The sequence below is a fragment of the Paraflavitalea pollutisoli genome (genome assembly GCF_029360705.1).
GTDB lineage: Bacteria > Bacteroidota > Bacteroidia > Chitinophagales > Chitinophagaceae > Paraflavitalea > Paraflavitalea pollutisoli.
The window spans coordinates 52,195-69,077 of the sequence record NZ_JARKMX010000008.1; the positions used below are offsets into that span (position 1 = coordinate 52,195).

The following is a 16,883-nucleotide window of genomic DNA, read 5'->3' on the forward strand; positions in this document are numbered from 1 at the left end:
GATACCTTTGTAATGGAAAACGGCCGTAGCATCTGCTGCGGCCGTTTGTATTGATGGATAAGTTGTGTATAGAAAAGACCCCGGTACCTATTCGGTTACACCCAGGCGAAGCAACTGATCACGAATGGCGTTGAGTGTTTCGGGGGTGAAGCCGTCTGCGCTGGCCTGCAGTTTCAACACCCGCCGCCTGTTCTTGTACAGCGTAAGAGAGGTAATCTCTGATCCCTTGCCTGCATGATCTTTTGTTTGGGTATATAGTTGTACCTGGCTCAGGATATGTACTTTTTCACCTTCTCCATTGAGTGGGCTGCGGTACTGATAGCTAAGCGTTTTAGTGTCTTCGTGTATCTGCAACTCCTGGATGTGCTTATGGTCGAGACTATTGGCGATCCCTATAGCGAGCAAGCCTCCGAGGATCCAGTAAATGCTATTGTTCACATCGTCCAGCAAAGTCTTTAATACGACAACGATAACAACATAAGCGACGATGGTTATCAACACGCGTTTGAGCACAAGTGGCCAATAATTTTTTTTGCCGGGCGAATAGGTTAGCATGGTGGGGCGGGGCGGGTATTTTATGGTTTCCGTGAATATACGGTTTATCCCGCGTTTTTTAAAGGTACAATTACGGGTAATGCAGGTGGGGCGTGATGAATTACAGGGATGATATATGTATTCTTACCTGTATGGGTAGGCCGTTTTGGGAAATTACTACCGTCTGCATTCCCTTTTTTAACAGTTTTCTTAAAAATACCACCAAGGGGGTATTGGTAGTCTGTAAACTAGCCCTTATTTTTGTCTCGGTTTTTCATAGGATATTGGATTTTAAAACGGGGCTGTATTTTTATGCTGGCCCTTTTTTTATGCCCCTACTGTAGGTAGTTCTACGTAAAGTCCGCTCCTATGGCGGGTTTGCGGCGATAGTGGCCTGCAGGTGCCTCCCGATCCAGTCATGATCTGTTGAATCCTCTCCATATTCAAAAGCCCGGACACTCGTCCGGGCTTTGCCGTTCATGGCTATTCTCTATGGAAACAGTAGGTTTTTTACTGTTTTTTTCGGTTACTGCTGAATGAATCGCGGAACATCTTCCAGCCCTTCGGTGTCTTTTTCCACAACACCAGGAATTTGCCGTCATCAAATTCTTTTCCATTACCATCGAAGGACTGCCAACGGCCTTCTTCGGTGACAAATTCCAGCCCATCGCCATAAATGGCCGTAGTGATGAACTTGCCATTCCGCAGGCCTATCTCGTGGTAGGCGATGCGAAAAAACTCCAGCGGAGCAATTGGACCGCATAGCGGGGCTGCATCTGGTGCCATGATGCAGCAGTCTTCAGCATATCGATCGATAAAGATGGAGGAGTCGCCCTGGGCAAATGCCTGGAAGTAGATCGCATTGCTTTCAGCGATGGCTTTGGTCGCTTCGTCGAGGTTTTCAGTTGGTCGGGCTGCGGTACTGGTTTCGCAGGCGGTACTAGGTAACAGGATGGTGCCGATGAGCGCGATCAGGAATAGTGGTGTGTGCCTTTTCATGGTTGTACTGTTTGTTTGAATTGTTGGCACAAAACTACCGGGAGCGTGGTGACTGGAATTGTATAAAACGGAACGATGGGTTGGTTATGCGTCCTTCCGAAAATGGAGGCCTGCTGCTTTGAGGGCCTTGCGGAGTATGGGCATGGCGGCGGGGCCGATCCCATGCAGTGCCAGTACTTCTTTTTCGGTTTTGCCCGCGAGCTGTGCCGGTACATCGAGCCTGGCGTGCTGAAGGGCACGTCGGGCGGGGGCAGATAATAAGGCCAGGAAGCCTGTTTCGGGTTTGTTTTCCTGTTCGCACACCGGGCAGGTGGGACAGTCGCTGCTTTTGAAATATTTATGCCCCTTGGCACAGATACGCAATGTTTTGGTACTGGTCATAGTAAGGAATAGTTATATCCCACGGCAGCGTTGAGGAGCTATGACGTGCAATTTAAGGCATTCTGTGCTTTAGTGACAAGCTCAACCTTTCCGCAGCTTCCAGAACGATATGGTACGTCTTCTTACAAAGCCGAGGTATTCGTACAGGCGGATGGCTCTTTCATTGCTTTCCAGTACGTGGAGAAATGGGATAATGCCCTGGTCGAGGTTGGTATTGCAGAGGTGGGCGATGAGGTGCTGGGCGTACTGGCGGCCGGTATAGGCCGGATCGGTACAAATGGCGCTGAGTTCGGTTAACTCCTGCAAGCGCATGCGCTCGCCTGCCACGGCCACCAGCCGTTCTTCCTCGAAGATGCCATAATAGCTGCCGAGTTGCTGCGTACGTGGTTCGTAGTAGCCGGGCTGCACCTGCTGGATGAGGTTGTACAGGGCTTTTTGGTGTTGATCGTGTAAAGGAGTGACGGTAACCGCGCCGGCTGGCGGAGTTACCCGGGTTTGGTGGATCATCTGGGCGCAGGGCAGTTCTTGCAGGATCGTCCAGTTGGCTGGCAGCGCCGGTAATTCACCGATCAGGAAAAAGACTTCCCCGGGCAGGAGCAGGCTGTCGAGTTGTACGATCTTGTCGCCATGCCCGTGATCGAATGCGGCAAAGGGCAGTATGTCCCGGCGATACCGGCGTACATAGGTGTTTCCGGTGGCGAAAGTCTGCTGGGTACCGCTGAGGGCCCACCAGGCCGGATTATCGAGGGCGGCGAAACGATCATGGCTCATGGGGCAAAGTTACCCCATTTCAGGTGTCCTGCGCTGGAAGACGTCGATCAGGGTTTCCGGATGCTGGCGATGTCGAGGCTTTCGATACAGCAGGGAAAGCCATTGATGGGCGGCATTCTGCGGACGCCTCCGGTGATGATCACTTCCTGGTCGTTCTTTTGAAATTCCATGGGCAGGTCGCAGGTAATGAGCCTGGTGTCGATGGCCCCATTTTCGACCAGGTAGATACCGAGGGCAGTTGCTGTTACCTTAACCGTTGCCCGCTGGTTAGTGATTTGCCGGTAGACGGCCGATTCTTTGTAGCAGGGCGGCGGTGTGGCCAGGGTGTCTGCTTTCTTGTCTTTTTTACAGCCGGCGGTGGTCGCCAGCAGCAGAGGTATAACGAGGAATGAGCGGGCGTTCATGGTGGTTGGTTTGCTGCCTGATCGTTGGCTGCGCCGCAACGTTGCATGATCGCTTTTTTAAGGTCTTTTTACGCCATTGATCTCGCCTTCCTGCAATAGTTCCAGCAATTGCCGCTTGCCGATGACCCGTACATCCCCTTCCACGAAATAGTCTTCATCATTGGGTTCGCTGACGTACTTGGTGTAGAGCAGGTTGGAATGCTGTGTATAGATGGAGTCGTTTTTGATCATCACTACCTTCAGGAAATAGTATTCCGTCTTGTGTCCATCTCTTTGCTGCATGGTATAGATATCGCCTTCCTGCGGAGCCGTTACATAGGCCTTTTTCTCGAGTTGTGTGTTGTGGTTGGCGATGGAGATCCATACGATCAGGCAGGCGACCAGGATGAGGCCGGTGTAGAGGAATGGGCTCTTTTTCGTTTTCTTTTCGTACTGGTATTGTAAGGAGTCGATCCGGGTGCGCCGGCCACAGCCCTTGCATTGCAGCGTGGAGGTTCGGTCATTGATTGGCCAGAACGGAATGAAAAAGACGTGAAAATAGCCATGATAGACTTTAATTTCCATATCGAAAGCCCGGCATTCGGAGCAGGCTTGCTGGTGATCGCTATAGCGATTGATGCGCATCTTCTTCTGACCGTAAATAATAAACATACTGTGGCCGGGTGTTGGGTGATTCGGTGCCGGACTGGAAGATAAAGGAAATTTGTCGATTGATGGTTTCGGGCAACCGTACAGCGAAATTCAATTCCGGCATTTGACTTGTAATATAAATGCGCAAGGGTTATTCGTAAATCCGTTACCCATTCATTATTTTTGCAATCATAATTAACAGATATGTCGGTTTTTAAAGACAAGGTTGTTGTTGTCACAGGCGGTACGGAAGGAATCGGGAAGGCTTTGGTGAATGCTTTTATTGCCGAAGGGGCCAAAGTGGCTACCTGCGCACGGAACTATGATAAGCTCTATACCCTGCAGCTGCAACATACGAGCGTGGAATTGCACACGATGACCTGCGACCTAAGCAAGGAAACCGACTGTCGTCGTTTCATCGAATCTACCCTGAAGACCTTTGGCGGTATCGATATCCTCATCAATAATGCCGGTGTCAGCATGCGGGCTTTATTTGCCGATGCCGATGTAGAGGTGATCAAAAAGGTCATGGACATCAACTTTTACGGTGCGGTGCACTGTACCAAATATGCGTTGAACTCGATCGTAGAACGCCGCGGAACCATTGTAGGCGTTTCTTCCATTGCCGGCTATCGGGGCCTGCCTGGCCGTAGCGGCTATTCGGCTTCCAAATTTGCTCTGCAGGGCTGGATGGAGGCTTTGCGTACCGAACTGCTCGATACCGGTACCAATGTGATGTGGGTATGTCCCGGCTTCACCGCTTCCAACATCCGGAATGCGGCACTGAACAAAGACGGTGTGGCGCAGGGCGAATCACCGCTGGACGAGGGGGCGCTGATGACGGCCGAAGAGGTGGCCACGCATATCCTGAGCGCCATTGAGCGCCGCAAACGTACCATGGTGCTTACTTTCAAAGGCAAGCAAACCGTGTTCATGAACCGGTTCTTCCCGGCCTGGGCCGATAAGCTGGTCCACAAATTCTTTTTTAAGAACGGCGAACTGGTGAAGTAGTCTATCATAATATTCGAAACCCGACAATTAAGCATGGCCTTACTTACCCTTACTTCCGACATAGGGCAGCAAGATTACCTCGTAGGGGCGCTGAAAGGCCAGCTATTACAGATCAACCCTGCTTTTCAGCTGATCGATATATCGCACACCCTGTCGCCCTTCAACTATCCGCAGGCGGCGTATGTTTGCCGTAATGCCATCAACAATTTTCCCCCGTACAGTTTCCACCTGCTCATGGTGAACCTGTTTGAGCGAAAGCCCGAGCAATTATTACTGGCCTATCACCAGGAACAGTACATCCTGTGCGCCGACAACGGCCTGCTGACGATGATCCTGGAGGGAAAACCTGAAATGGTGATCGGCTTACCGCTCGATAAAGCCGCCAATAAGAACACCCTCTATTGCGCACGCGTCATGGGCCAGGCGGTGCAGGCCTTGCAAGCGGGAACCAGCCTGATGGACATCGGTGTACCGGACGTATCCTTTACTGAAACCAACCACCTGCGCCCCTTGCAGGGAGAGAGCTGGATCGAGGGGCAGATCATTTTCATCGACAACTTCGAGAACATCGTGGTCAATATCACCCACGCCCAGTTTGAAGAGCAGCGCCGGGGCCGTAGTTTCAAGATCACCTTCAAACGCAATGAAGTAATCTCCACCATCAGCGAGACCTATGCAGATGTGCCCGAGGGCGAAAAACTGGCCCTTTTCAATGCCGCCGGCTACCTCGAGATTGCCATCAACAAAGGCAATGCAGCCGGCCTTTTCGGCTTGCAGGGCTTCTCCGAAAAATCGCAAAGCCTGCAGAACAGGCTCTTCTACCAGACGGTACGGATACATTTCGAATAAGTTATTTTTCTACCTGCGCTCGTACAACTACGTAAATCTTCGTTTTTCTTTCCTAACTTCCCCACCCTTTCGACTATATCTGCGTAACAAGCTGTAAAATAAAGCGGGATGCGCCCTTTCGTATGGGTAAAACCTGTTATGTATCGTTGAAAAACTATGAATATAAACCGTTTGAAAGGTGCCACCCGAAAGAGGAAACACTATATATTTGCCAAGTTTAATAAAATCAATACAATATGAATTTTAGCCGTGTCAATAACATTGTAGGCTGGCTGGTTTGTTTGGTAGCCTGTACGGTGTACGTGCTGACCATGGAGCCCACGGGTAGTTTCTGGGACTGTGGTGAGTTTGTATCCAGTGCCTACAAGTTACAGATACCCCACCCCCCCGGAGCCCCCCTTTTCGTTTTGCTTGGCCGTTTCTTCATCGTGCTTTTTGGCGATGACCCCAAGAACGCGGCGATGGGCGTTAACTTCATGAATGCTATTGCCTCCGGCTTTACCATATTGTTCCTGTTCTGGTCTATTACGCACTTTGCCCGCAAGCTCGTTCAAAAGACGGTGGGTGAAGCCCTCACCGGCCCCCAGACGTTCAACGTCATGGCAGCTGGTGTGGTAGGTGCACTGGCTTATACGTTCTCCGATTCTTTCTGGTACAGCGCTGTAGAAGGTGAGGTGTACGCCCTGTCTTCCCTGTTTACCGCCATCGTATTCTGGGCGATCCTGAAGTGGGAACACGAGGTAGATCGCGAGAGCACGACCGACGGTCACAAGTTTAGCGGTGCCGACCGCTGGATCGTGTTCATCTTCTTCATGATGGGCTTGTCGATCGGTGTGCACTTGCTCAACCTGTTGACGATCCCTGCGATCGTGATGGTGTACTACTTCAAACGTTACAAGGTTACGACCTGGGGTACCATTTGGGCTTTCCTGATCGGTTGTGTGATCACCGGCCTGGTACAGGTGGTGATCATTCAGTGGTCGATCAAGGGCGCCGGTGCTTTTGATATCCTGTTTGTGAATACCTTCGGCATGCCGTTCTTCAGCGGCTTCGCCATCTACTTCGTTCTCCTGACCTTCCTGCTGGTCTACGGCCTTCGCTTCGATGACGCCAAGATCAAGAAGTTCACCCTGTTCCCGGTATGGCTGTCGGCCATCATCCTGCTGTTCTGTTTCCCCTTCATCAAATCGGCCGGTTCTTTCGTGCTGTTGCTGTTGGGCCTGGCCGGGGTGATCTACCTGTGTTACAGCTTTAAGAGCGGTGTTTCTTCTTTCCTGAAGATCGGCATCTGGGCTTCTGTATTTGTCATTATTGGTTATTCGACCTATTTCACCACACTGATCCGCTCTTCTGCGAATCCTTCCGTGGATATGTATAATGTAGATAACCCCGTGAGCCTGGTAGGTTACCTGAGCCGTGAGCAATATGGTGACTGGCCCATCCTGTACGGTCCTTACTTTACCGATAAGCCTACGCAAGAGAATTTTGTGACTACAGGCGATCGTTATGCAAAAGGAAAAGACAAGTACGAGATCGTTGGTAAGAACGGCGGAATCGATTACGGTAGCATGCCTACTGCCCACCTGTTTCCCCGTATGTGGGATCCCAATGGCGAAAGGCAGCAGGACCAGGTATACCGCAACTTTGGCGGTGTAGATGGCGATGAGCCTACCCGCGGTAACGAGATCGCTTATTTCTTCAACTACCAGTTCCGTTGGATGTACTGGCGCTATTTCATGTGGAATTTTGCCGGTAAACAAAACGACCTGCAAGGTTTCGGTAACGCCCGTGACGGTAACTGGAACAGTGGTATCAACGCTGTCGATAAAATGTTTGGTCATGGTACACCCGATGTACTGCCCGAAACAGCTGGTTCGAAAAACAAGGCCAACAACAAACTGTTCTTCCTGCCCTTCCTGTTGGGGATAGCGGGTTTGGTGTATCAATACCGCAACCGCCGCGACTGGCTGGTTACTTTCCTCCTGTTCTTCTTTACCGGTTTTGCCATCGTGATCTACCTCAACCAGGCCGGCTACCAGCCCCGTGAACGTGACTACGCCTATGTGGGATCGTTCTACGCCTTTGCGATCTGGATTGGTCTGGGTGTACTTTGGCTGAATGATCTTCTGGCCAAATACCTGAAGGGACCTGCCGCCGGCTACCTGGCCTTTGGCGTTACCCTGCTGGCTGTGCCGGTACTGATGGCATCACAGGAGTGGGACGACCACGATCGTGGCAAGAAGCTGCTGGCCCGCGACCTGGGTAAGGACTACCTGGAAAGCTGCGATAAAAATGCTATACTCATCTCGTTCGGAGATAATGATACCTATCCCCTGTGGTACACCCAGGAGGTGGAAAATGTACGCCCCGACCTGCGTGTCGTCAACTACAGCCTGTTGGGTACCGACTGGTACATCAACCAGCTGCGCTATAAACTCAATGAAAGTGCGCCTGCGGATGTGATCCTGTCGGCTGAGCAGATCCAGGGTGGTAAACGCGACCGCATTTACTATTATCCCCTGCCCGGCTACAATCAAACAGATTATTACGACCTGTACACTATATTCAAAGACGTAGTAGCGAGTGAAGATCCTTCCAAAATGGCTCCTATGGAAGGTGGTGATGACGAAGATCGTCCGAGCGTATTCCCTGTGAAGAAGTTCAAGGTGCCGGTAGATGTAGAGAAAATGAAAAAAGAGCTGATCCTGAATCCGGGTGATTCGATCGTCAGCGAACTGAAGCTCGACATCAACCGCAATTCGCTCGATAAAAACGATATCGCCATACTGGCGCTGATCGCTGCCAACAAATGGCAACGTCCGATCTACTTCACTTCTACCCAGGAGCTGGAGAACCTCGGCCTCGAGAAGTACACCCGTATGGAAGGTATGTCTTACCGCCTCGTGCCCATCGAGAATCCGAACAACGTGGCCGCGCGGAAGATGTATGATGTGGTGATGAACAAGTTCGTGTATGGTGGTGCAAATCGTCCAGGCGTTTACTACGACGAAGAGAACCGCCGTCATGTCAACTCCATCCGCCAGGCGCACGCCTTGCTCGGTATTACGCTGAACAACCTCAACATGAAGGATTCTGCGAAAAAAGTACTGCAGCGCTACGATGCGAATGTGCTGGAAGAAAATGTACCTTATGGTATGACTTCCAACCGTGGTAACTTCCACAACCGTGTATCGATGTCATTCCTGCTGGCTGCTTACGAGTCGGGCGATATGACACTGGCCGACAAGGTCAACAAGTCGATGAAGCGTGACCTGGAACAGCAAATGCGTTATTACAAATCGCTGGGTGACGATATGAGCAACGAAGAGTTGGCGATGCAGGCTGCTGCGTTGCTGAACAACCGTGGTCACCGTCTGGCACCACACCAGGATTATTTTGCCCAGGACATTCTTTCTTCTTACCAGATGTTGATGCAACTGGGTGAGTGGGAAAAACAGTTCAAAGGTGGCAAACAACCTGGTACTGCTACAGAGAATGCCCCCACGGACGTCTCAACCGATTCGGGCAATGCACCGAAGGATACCAACAAATAAATTGGTGTACTATAAAAGAAAAATCCCGGATCTACATCCGGGATTTTTTTTGAGTATAGGCGAGGGAGCTATCAACTACCGCCTACCGACCGCATCATTTTTATACACTAAATTGTTCGAGTAACCTGCCTGGTGACCCTCCCCTTCCAATTTCCAGCACACCTGTATACAAGACGTACCGCATTCATGGTTTACGCTTATTCCTGCCGCGCGCTGTGACCAGCGTTTAGAATTCCATTATCCCCCAGGAATCATTATTCTTCATCCTTTCAATCCTTTTAACAATGAAACGGATCGCTTGCTTATGGGCATTAGTGCTCATTTGTCTGTATGCCAACGCCCAGTCGGGCCAATTGATCACTTCTTTTGGCAGTGGCGGCGCTGCCCTGACGCCGGTGGGGCCCGGGTCGGATGAGGCCCGTAACCTCGTTGTGCAATCGAATGGTAAGATCGTGGTGGTAGGCCATGCCTACAATGGTAACGACCTCGATTTTGCCATAGCGCGGTACAATACCGATGGATCGCTCGACAACAGTTTCGGTACGGGCGGCTTCGTTACTACCGATATCGACGGTGGTGATGACCTGGCCTATGGCGTGGCTATTCAGTCTGATGGAAAGATCGTTGTGGCAGGCGATGGTCTGCAGACCAGTTACGATTTTACGGTCATTCGTTACCTGGCCAATGGAACGCTCGATACCAGCTTCAGTGGTGATGGTATTGCTACGGTTGACATTACCGGCTTTCAGTCGGACGACCACATCAACTATATGTTGATACAGCCCGATGGGAAGATCGTGGCCAATGGTTACCGCAATGCCGGCAGCAACGGCGATTTTGCGTTGATCAGGCTGAACACCAATGGTTCGCCCGACGCTACTTTCGGTGGAGGCGATGGCATCGTGTATACCGACCTGAATGGTGGGTCGGAAGACTTCTCGTCGGGGGTATTGCTGCAGCCTGATGGTAAGCTGATCCTTTGTGGTTCCAGTGGTGGTGGCAGCGTGTATGATTTTGCAGCGGTGCGGTACAATGCCAATGGTACCCTCGATGCCAGCTTTGGCACCGGTGGTGGCGTGCTCTATTCGATCGGTGGGGACGATCATTGCTACGCTTCTGCCCTGCAGGCAGACGGCAAGATCGTGCTGGTAGGCTGGGCCGATATGAGTGGTCAGGACGATTTCGGTACCATTCGTTTGAAGTCGAACGGAAGCCTGGATTCCACCTTCGGCGTGAACGGTATCGTCACCACCAATATCAGTCCCGGTCCTTCCGACGACCAGGCGATCGGTGTGGCCCTACAGCCGGATGGCAAGATCGTGTTGTGTGGTAATAGCTGGAACGGCGATTTCAACCTGGTACGCTACGATACATTGGGGGTTCCCGACAGCACCTTCGATAGCGATGGCATTGCTACCGCCGATATCTCCGGTGGCCAGAATGATTTTGCCCGTAAGGTCCGGTTGGCTGGGCAGGTGATCTATGTGGCAGGCTGGGCGCAGCAGAGTGGCAACAAGGAGTTTGCCCTGGCGGCTTTTGAGAACGACGGTTATTCCCTGCGGCAGGTGTTCACCCAAAGCGGCCCGCCGGCTGTGCAGCAACGAATAGGGGTGGCAGACGATCGTGCATTCGTTCGTATGCAGGTGTTCCCCAACCCGGTGGTGGATCTGTTGCAGGTACGTTTGCCAGCCGGTATCACTGGTAAGCTGGTGGTACAGGTGGTAGATGGTGCGGGTAAGGTCGTTCGCTCGGTGGATGTCACCGCGAGCGGTCATGGCCTTACCGCCATGGTTCCGGTGGGGACCCTCAGCCGGGGGGCATACCGGTTGCGGATTTTGGGTGGCAGCCGGCCCCTGACCAGCACCTTCCTGAAACAGTAGCTGCGCAAACCGTGCGGGGTGGCCTACGCAACAATTTCACGTAACAATTTGTTATTGAAATTGATAGGTTTTGCTGTGCCCCCGAGTCAGCAATAATCCTTAAATTGAGGGTAATCATTTATATAGTTTAAATCTTTATTTGTGATAGGTCACCATTTTTCAAAATTTGATCCCAACAAGGAAGGCAAAAGCCGTTTTGACCAGTTGTTGGATGTGCTGATGCAGTTACTGGCCTATACCAATGGCGACATTAACGAGGCGCTGAACTGGATGAATCAGCTGGATAAGGAGTATGAGCTCACCGACGGCGAATACGGCATGGGTGATTTCATCGATGAGTTGCGGGAAAAAGGATATATCCAGGAGAACCCGGCCAACGGGCAATTCTCCATTACTTCCAAGACCGAGCAAGGTATCCGCAAGAAATCGCTGGAAGAGATCTTCGGGAAGCTGAAGAAATCTAAGGCGGGGCAACACCATACGTTCAAACCGGGACAGGGCGATGAGATCAGTCCGGATACGCGCCCGTATCAGTTTGGCGATACCCTGGAGCAGATCGACTTCACGACGTCGATCCTCAATGCCCAGATCAACCATGGTATCGACAGCTTCAGTATGCAGGAGGACGACCTGTCGATCCGGGAAACGGATTACAAGGCGCAGACCTCTACGGTGTTGATGATCGATATCTCGCATTCGATGATCCTGTATGGCGAAGATCGTATTACGCCTGCCAAGAAGGTGGCGATGGCATTGAGTGAGCTGATTACGACCAAGTATCCCAAGGATACACTCGATATCGTGGTATTTGGCAACGACGCCTGGCCGGTAGAGATCAAGGACCTCCCCTACCTGCAGGTCGGCCCTTACCATACCAATACCGTCGCCGGACTTGAAATGGCGATGGACTTGTTGCGTCGCCGTAAGAATCCCAACAAACAGATCTTCATGATCACGGATGGTAAACCCACCTGTTTAAAAGTGGGCAAGCGTTATTACAAGAACAGTTTTGGCCTCGACCGGAAGATCACCAACCGGTGTCTCAACCTGGCGGCCCAGTGTAAGAAACTGAAGATACCGATCACGACTTTCATGATCGCCACCGACCCCTACCTGCAGCGGTTTGTGCAGGAGTTTACCGAAACGAACAATGGCAAGGCTTTCTTCGCTTCGCTCGATAAACTGGGTGCCTTCATCTTCAAGGATTTTGAAAGCGGCCGGCGCAAGACGGTCTATTAGTCAGGTGTATACAATCATTGAACAAATTAATAATGAGCAAAAGATTAGCAGCAACGTTAGGTGAACTGAAAAAGAGTGGCTATAAACCTTTATCGGTTAAAGAAGAGATCCGTAAGAACCTGATCTGTTCCCTGCAGAAACAAGAGAACACGTTCAAGGGCATTGTAGGGTACGAAGAAACGGTGATCCCCGATGTAGAAAGGGCCCTGCTCTCCAAACACAATATCTTATTCCTGGGTTTACGCGGACAGGCCAAGACCCGTATGGCCCGCCAGATGGTAGACCTGCTGGATGAATACATTCCGGTAGTATATGGCAGCGAGATCAACGATGATCCGCTTAACCCCATCTCCCGGTATGCCAAAGACCTGATCGAAGAGAAGGGAGATGAAACACCCATTGTGTGGCTACACCGCAGCGAGCGCTATGGTGAAAAACTGGCAACCCCAGATGTAAGCGTAGCCGACCTGATCGGTGATATCGATCCCATCAAGGCGGCCAACCTCAAACTGCATTTTGCCGATGAGCGCGTGATCCATTATGGCATCATTCCTCGCAGCAACCGGGGCATCTTCGTGATCAACGAAATTCCCGATCTGCAGGCGCGTATCCAGGTGGCGCTGTTCAATATCCTCGAAGAAGGTGATGTGCAGATCCGTGGCTTCAAACTGCGGATGCCACTCGATATCCTCTTCGTGTTTACGGCCAATCCCGAGGATTATACCAACCGGGGTTCTATCGTAACTCCGCTCAAGGACCGTATCGAAAGCCAGATCCTGACGCACTATCCGAAGACGCTTGAGACGGCCCTGACGATCACCGAGCAGGAAGCTGATCTGCCGGCCGAGCAAAAAGACAAGGTGCGCGTGAGCGACCTCATCAAACGCCTCATCGAGCAGGTACCCTTCGAGGCGCGCAGCAGCGAGCTGGTGGATAAGAAGAGCGGTGTGTCGGCCCGTTTGAGTATTTCGGCCTTCGAGAATGCCGTGAGTGCTGCAGAACGTCGTGTGATCATCAACAAAGAGAAAGATACCCAGGTGTGGATCAGTGATATGGTGGGGATAATTCCTTCAATTACCGGTAAGATCGAACTGGTGTATGAAGGTGAGCAGGAAGGTCCCTATCAGGTGGCCATGAACCTGCTCGATAAAGCCATCCGCGCACAGTTTGTGAACTACTTCCCCAATCCGGAATCGCTGAAAAAGAAACGTGGCCAACAACCGGCGGATGAAAATCCTTACCGGTCTATTCAAGCGTGGTTTGACAAGGGCAATTCGCTGAACCTGCTGTTCACGACGACCGATGCGGAAAAGATCCAGCAATTGTACCAGGTGGATGGTTTGCATGCCCTGGTGAAAAAATACTTCCGTGGCGCCAATGAGATCGAAGCGGCGTTGCTCATGGAGTTTGTATTGCACGGCCTGGCATCCTTCTCGCTGATCAGTAAAAAGATCGTGGAGAACCGGGTCGAGTTCAAGGACCTGATGGGTTCCATGCTCAACCTGGGCAATACCGGCAGCTTCTCGGAAGATGAGCTGGAAGGCGACGATTTCAACTAATCGAATAAAGCATGTAGATAGGGGCTCACCGATCCGGTGAGCCCTTTTTTTGCGCTCAATCTTGACTTTGCTCTGTTATGCCTATAGTATGTACAATGGCCCACTATTGGGTTCAAGGTCGCACTGCATAGTACTAAAGGTCGCACTCCACTGGCCTATACAGTGCTACATTGTATATTATGTAGTGTTGACGGTAATGGGTTAATCGGCTGATTATGAGAAGATAGCGAAGGTTTTGGTTTGGGTTGCTAGGCTGTAGCCAGTGCGACCTTGGGGAAATGACAAAAGGCTGGCCCATCGGCCAGCCCTTGCTTATCGACTGTTGTACTTAGTTGCGGAAGATCACCTTCATTAGAGGATGTTCACCTCTCGTTCAAGAACTACGCCAAATTTCTCCTGAATACTTTGCACGATCTCCGTACTCAGGTCATAGATCTCGCGGCCCGTCGCGTGGCCGTAATTGACGAGTACGAGGGCCTGCCTGGCATGGCAGCCGGCGTCGCCGCGGCGTACGCCTTTCCAGCCGGCCTGCTCGATGAGCCAACCCGCTGCGAGCTTCACCGTGCCATCGTCGTTCTTATATCCCACCACGCCCGGATGGCTTTGTTGCAGGGTTGCATACTGGCTGGCTGGTACGGAGGGATTTTTGAAGAAACTACCGGCATTACCGATCTCTTTGGGATCGGGTAGTTTGGATTGGCGGATGTTGACAACGGCCTGTGCGATGGCCTGTATACTGAGGTCCAGCACGCCCATCTTCGCCAACTCCTGTTCGATGGCGCCATAACTGGTGTTGAACACCGGCTGTTTGCGCAGGCGATAGGTGACGTTGAGTATGACGAACTGATCTTTATACTGACGTTTGAATATACTTTCGCGGTAACCGAACTGACAGTCGTTGAGGGTGAAGGTGTGTACCTTTTGCTCGCCTCGGTGAAAAGCTTCCAGCTGCTGGAATACATCTTTGATCTCCACCCCATAGGCTCCGATATTCTGCATGGGGCTGGCCCCTACATTACCGGGTATCAACGACAGGTTTTCTACGCCTCCCAGGTTACGCTGCAGGCAGAATTGTACGAAGGCATGCCAGTTCTCCCCCGCCCCGGCCTGCACATAGACATAGTCTTCGTCTTCCCGTACGACTTCAATGCCTTTCAGCTCATTCTTACCGACCCAACCATCCACGTCTTTTGTAAACAGGATATTGCTGCCTCCGCCGAGTATCAGTAAGGTGTCTGTCGCCGCGCGCCGATCCAGCAATTGTTGCAATGCCTCGAGCGTGTCGAAAGGCGCAAAATAACGGGCCCTGGCATCGATGCCCATGGTGTTGTACGGACGTAAGGAAACATTCTCTTGTAGCTGCATATGGATCTGTTGTGTCGTGCGGCAAAGGTAAGGCAGAACGAGGGCCAAAGACCTTGCCATGGCCGTTGGAAGATGGAAATATACGTATACTGTCTCTATCTGTCCATTGTTTGCGTGTTGCCACGCCCCCACATTTGCATCCGTTTTTATGCAGTACCGTAACCAGCCAATGATCAAATATGGGAGACAAACAATTGACCAACCGCACGGGTGCACCCGTAGTAGACAATCAAAACATTATGACTGCCGGCAAACGTGGACCGGCCCTCTTGCAAGATGTATGGTTCCTGGAAAAACTGGCGCATTTTGACCGGGAGCTGATTCCCGAACGCCGGATGCATGCCAAAGGTTCCGGCGCTTACGGTGTCTTCACCGTTACCCACGATATCACCCAGTATTCGAAAGCGAAGCTATTTTCGGGGATCGGGAAAGAAACACCTGTTTTTGTCCGGTTCTCTACTGTGGCCGGCGAAAGAGGGGCTGCCGATGCGGAAAGAGATATCCGTGGTTTCGCCGTGAAGTTTTACACCGAAGAAGGCATCTGGGACCTCGTAGGCAATAACACGCCGGTGTTCTTCCTGCGCGATCCCCTGAAGTTTCCCGACCTCAACCATGCCGTAAAACGCGATCCGCGCACCAACCTGCGCAGTGCCAACAACAACTGGGACTTCTGGACCTTGCTGCCCGAAGCCCTGCACCAGGTCACCATCGTGATGAGCGACCGGGGCATTCCCCGCTCTTACCGCAACATGGATGGTTTTGGTAGCCATACCTTCAGCCTTATCAGTGCCGATCAGCAACGATACTGGGTGAAGTTTCACCTCAAAACACAACAGGGTATTCAGAACCTGACCAATGAAGAAGCGACGGCGATCGTCGGCAACGACCGCGAAAGCCACCAGCGTGATCTGTACGAACATATCGAAGCGGGTGATTTCCCGGCCTGGAAACTGTATGTGCAGATCATGGAAGAAGCAGCGGCAGCGACCTACCCCATCAACCCTTTCGACCTGACGAAGGTATGGCCGCATGGCGATTACCCCTTGATACCTGTGGGCGAATTGGTACTGAACAGAAACCCGGATAACTATTTTGCAGAGGTAGAGCAGGCCGCTTTCAATCCTGCGGCGATTGTGCCGGGTATTGGCTTTTCTCCCGATAAAATGTTGCAAGGGCGATTGTTCTCGTATGGAGATGCACAACGTTACCGCCTGGGGGTAAACCACCACCAGATACCGGTGAATGCCCCCAAATGCCCGTACCACTCCTATCATCGGGACGGTGCCATGCGTACGGATGGCAATTATGGCAGCACCACGGCTTATCAGCCCAACAGCTTCGGGCAATGGCAGGACCAGCCTGATTTCAGCGAACCACCACTGGCGTTGGAAGGCGCGGCGGCACATTGGGATCACCGGGAAGATGCGGATTATTACAGTCAGCCGGGTAAGCTGTTTCGCCTGATGCGGGCCGAACAGCAACAAGCCCTGTTCGGGAATACCGCTGCTGCGATGGATGGCGCGGAGTTATTCATCAAGATCCGGCATATACGCAACTGCTACCAGGCCGATGCTGCTTATGGAGCAGGCGTTGCGGCCGCGCTGGGCATTGCGCTGGCCGATGTGCGTAGTTATGAAGGCTATGAGATGAAACCACTGCCGGAACTATAGAAGGGACCGCATAAGATACCAATGGTCTGTTGCACTG

Annotated in this window: 14 protein-coding genes; 7 read left to right on the plus strand and 7 right to left on the minus strand. The window is 51.8% G+C overall.

Features of this window, described 5'->3' with window-relative positions; all coding sequences use genetic code 11:
- Positions 1-87: 87 nt before the first annotated feature.
- The 6 genes from P2W70_RS14330 to P2W70_RS14355 all read right to left on the minus strand — a co-directional run bounded on the left by P2W70_RS14330 (position 88) and on the right by P2W70_RS14355 (position 3,740).
- A complete protein-coding gene (locus P2W70_RS14330) occupies positions 88-513 on the minus strand; it encodes a hypothetical protein (protein ID WP_276482168.1) in 426 nt (141 codons plus the stop codon).
- 531 nt (positions 514-1,044) lie between these two features.
- Positions 1,045-1,533 carry a YybH family protein gene (locus tag P2W70_RS14335; protein WP_276482169.1) on the minus strand — a complete coding sequence of 163 codons (489 nt, stop codon included), beginning with the start codon at positions 1,531-1,533 and terminating at the stop codon, positions 1,045-1,047.
- An 84-nt stretch (positions 1,534-1,617) separates the two neighbouring features.
- Positions 1,618-1,914 carry an RNA polymerase alpha subunit C-terminal domain-containing protein gene (locus P2W70_RS14340; protein ID WP_276482170.1) on the minus strand — a complete coding sequence of 99 codons (297 nt, stop codon included), beginning with the start codon at positions 1,912-1,914 and terminating at the stop codon, positions 1,618-1,620.
- An 81-nt stretch (positions 1,915-1,995) separates the two neighbouring features.
- Positions 1,996-2,685: a GNAT family N-acetyltransferase gene (locus tag P2W70_RS14345; protein ID WP_276482171.1), complete on the minus strand. Its 690-nt coding sequence runs from the start codon at positions 2,683-2,685 to the stop codon at positions 1,996-1,998.
- A gap of 47 nt (positions 2,686-2,732) precedes the next feature.
- A complete protein-coding gene (locus P2W70_RS14350) occupies positions 2,733-3,089 on the minus strand; it encodes a hypothetical protein (protein ID WP_276482172.1) in 357 nt (118 codons plus the stop codon).
- Positions 3,090-3,146: 57 nt separating this feature from the next.
- Positions 3,147-3,740: a zinc-ribbon domain-containing protein gene (locus tag P2W70_RS14355; protein ID WP_276482173.1), complete on the minus strand. Its 594-nt coding sequence runs from the start codon at positions 3,738-3,740 to the stop codon at positions 3,147-3,149.
- A gap of 183 nt (positions 3,741-3,923) precedes the next feature.
- Here P2W70_RS14355 and P2W70_RS14360 point away from each other — a divergent pair, with 183 nt between their 5' ends.
- From P2W70_RS14360 to P2W70_RS14385, 6 genes are all read left to right on the plus strand, one after another.
- Positions 3,924-4,730, plus strand: coding sequence for an SDR family oxidoreductase (locus tag P2W70_RS14360; protein WP_276482174.1), 807 nt, complete (start codon positions 3,924-3,926; stop codon positions 4,728-4,730).
- 33 nt (positions 4,731-4,763) lie between these two features.
- Positions 4,764-5,579 carry an SAM hydrolase/SAM-dependent halogenase family protein gene (locus P2W70_RS14365; RefSeq protein ID WP_276482175.1) on the plus strand — a complete coding sequence of 272 codons (816 nt, stop codon included), beginning with the start codon at positions 4,764-4,766 and terminating at the stop codon, positions 5,577-5,579.
- A 236-nt stretch (positions 5,580-5,815) separates the two neighbouring features.
- Positions 5,816-9,133 (plus strand): protein O-mannosyl-transferase family, encoded by a 3,318-nt coding sequence (locus P2W70_RS14370; protein WP_276482176.1) that lies wholly within the window; start codon positions 5,816-5,818, stop codon positions 9,131-9,133.
- 284 nt (positions 9,134-9,417) lie between these two features.
- Positions 9,418-11,013: a hypothetical protein gene (locus P2W70_RS14375; RefSeq protein WP_276482177.1), complete on the plus strand. Its 1,596-nt coding sequence runs from the start codon at positions 9,418-9,420 to the stop codon at positions 11,011-11,013.
- A 141-nt stretch (positions 11,014-11,154) separates the two neighbouring features.
- Positions 11,155-12,252 (plus strand): vWA domain-containing protein, encoded by a 1,098-nt coding sequence (locus P2W70_RS14380; protein ID WP_276482178.1) that lies wholly within the window; start codon positions 11,155-11,157, stop codon positions 12,250-12,252.
- Positions 12,253-12,284: 32 nt separating this feature from the next.
- Complete coding sequence (locus tag P2W70_RS14385) at positions 12,285-13,811, plus strand: sigma 54-interacting transcriptional regulator (RefSeq protein WP_276482179.1); 1,527 nt, start codon at positions 12,285-12,287, stop codon at positions 13,809-13,811.
- Positions 13,812-14,162: 351 nt separating this feature from the next.
- On the opposite strand, the gene murB is transcribed toward P2W70_RS14385, so the two are convergent.
- The gene (murB, locus tag P2W70_RS14390) at positions 14,163-15,176 is read right to left on the minus strand and encodes a UDP-N-acetylmuramate dehydrogenase (protein ID WP_276482180.1); all 1,014 of its coding nucleotides are present in this window, start codon (positions 15,174-15,176) and stop codon (positions 14,163-14,165) included.
- A 179-nt stretch (positions 15,177-15,355) separates the two neighbouring features.
- On the opposite strand from murB, the gene P2W70_RS14395 reads away from it, so the two are divergent.
- Positions 15,356-16,846, plus strand: coding sequence for a catalase (locus tag P2W70_RS14395; RefSeq protein ID WP_276482181.1), 1,491 nt, complete (start codon positions 15,356-15,358; stop codon positions 16,844-16,846).
- The last annotated feature ends 37 nt before the right edge of the window (positions 16,847-16,883 follow it).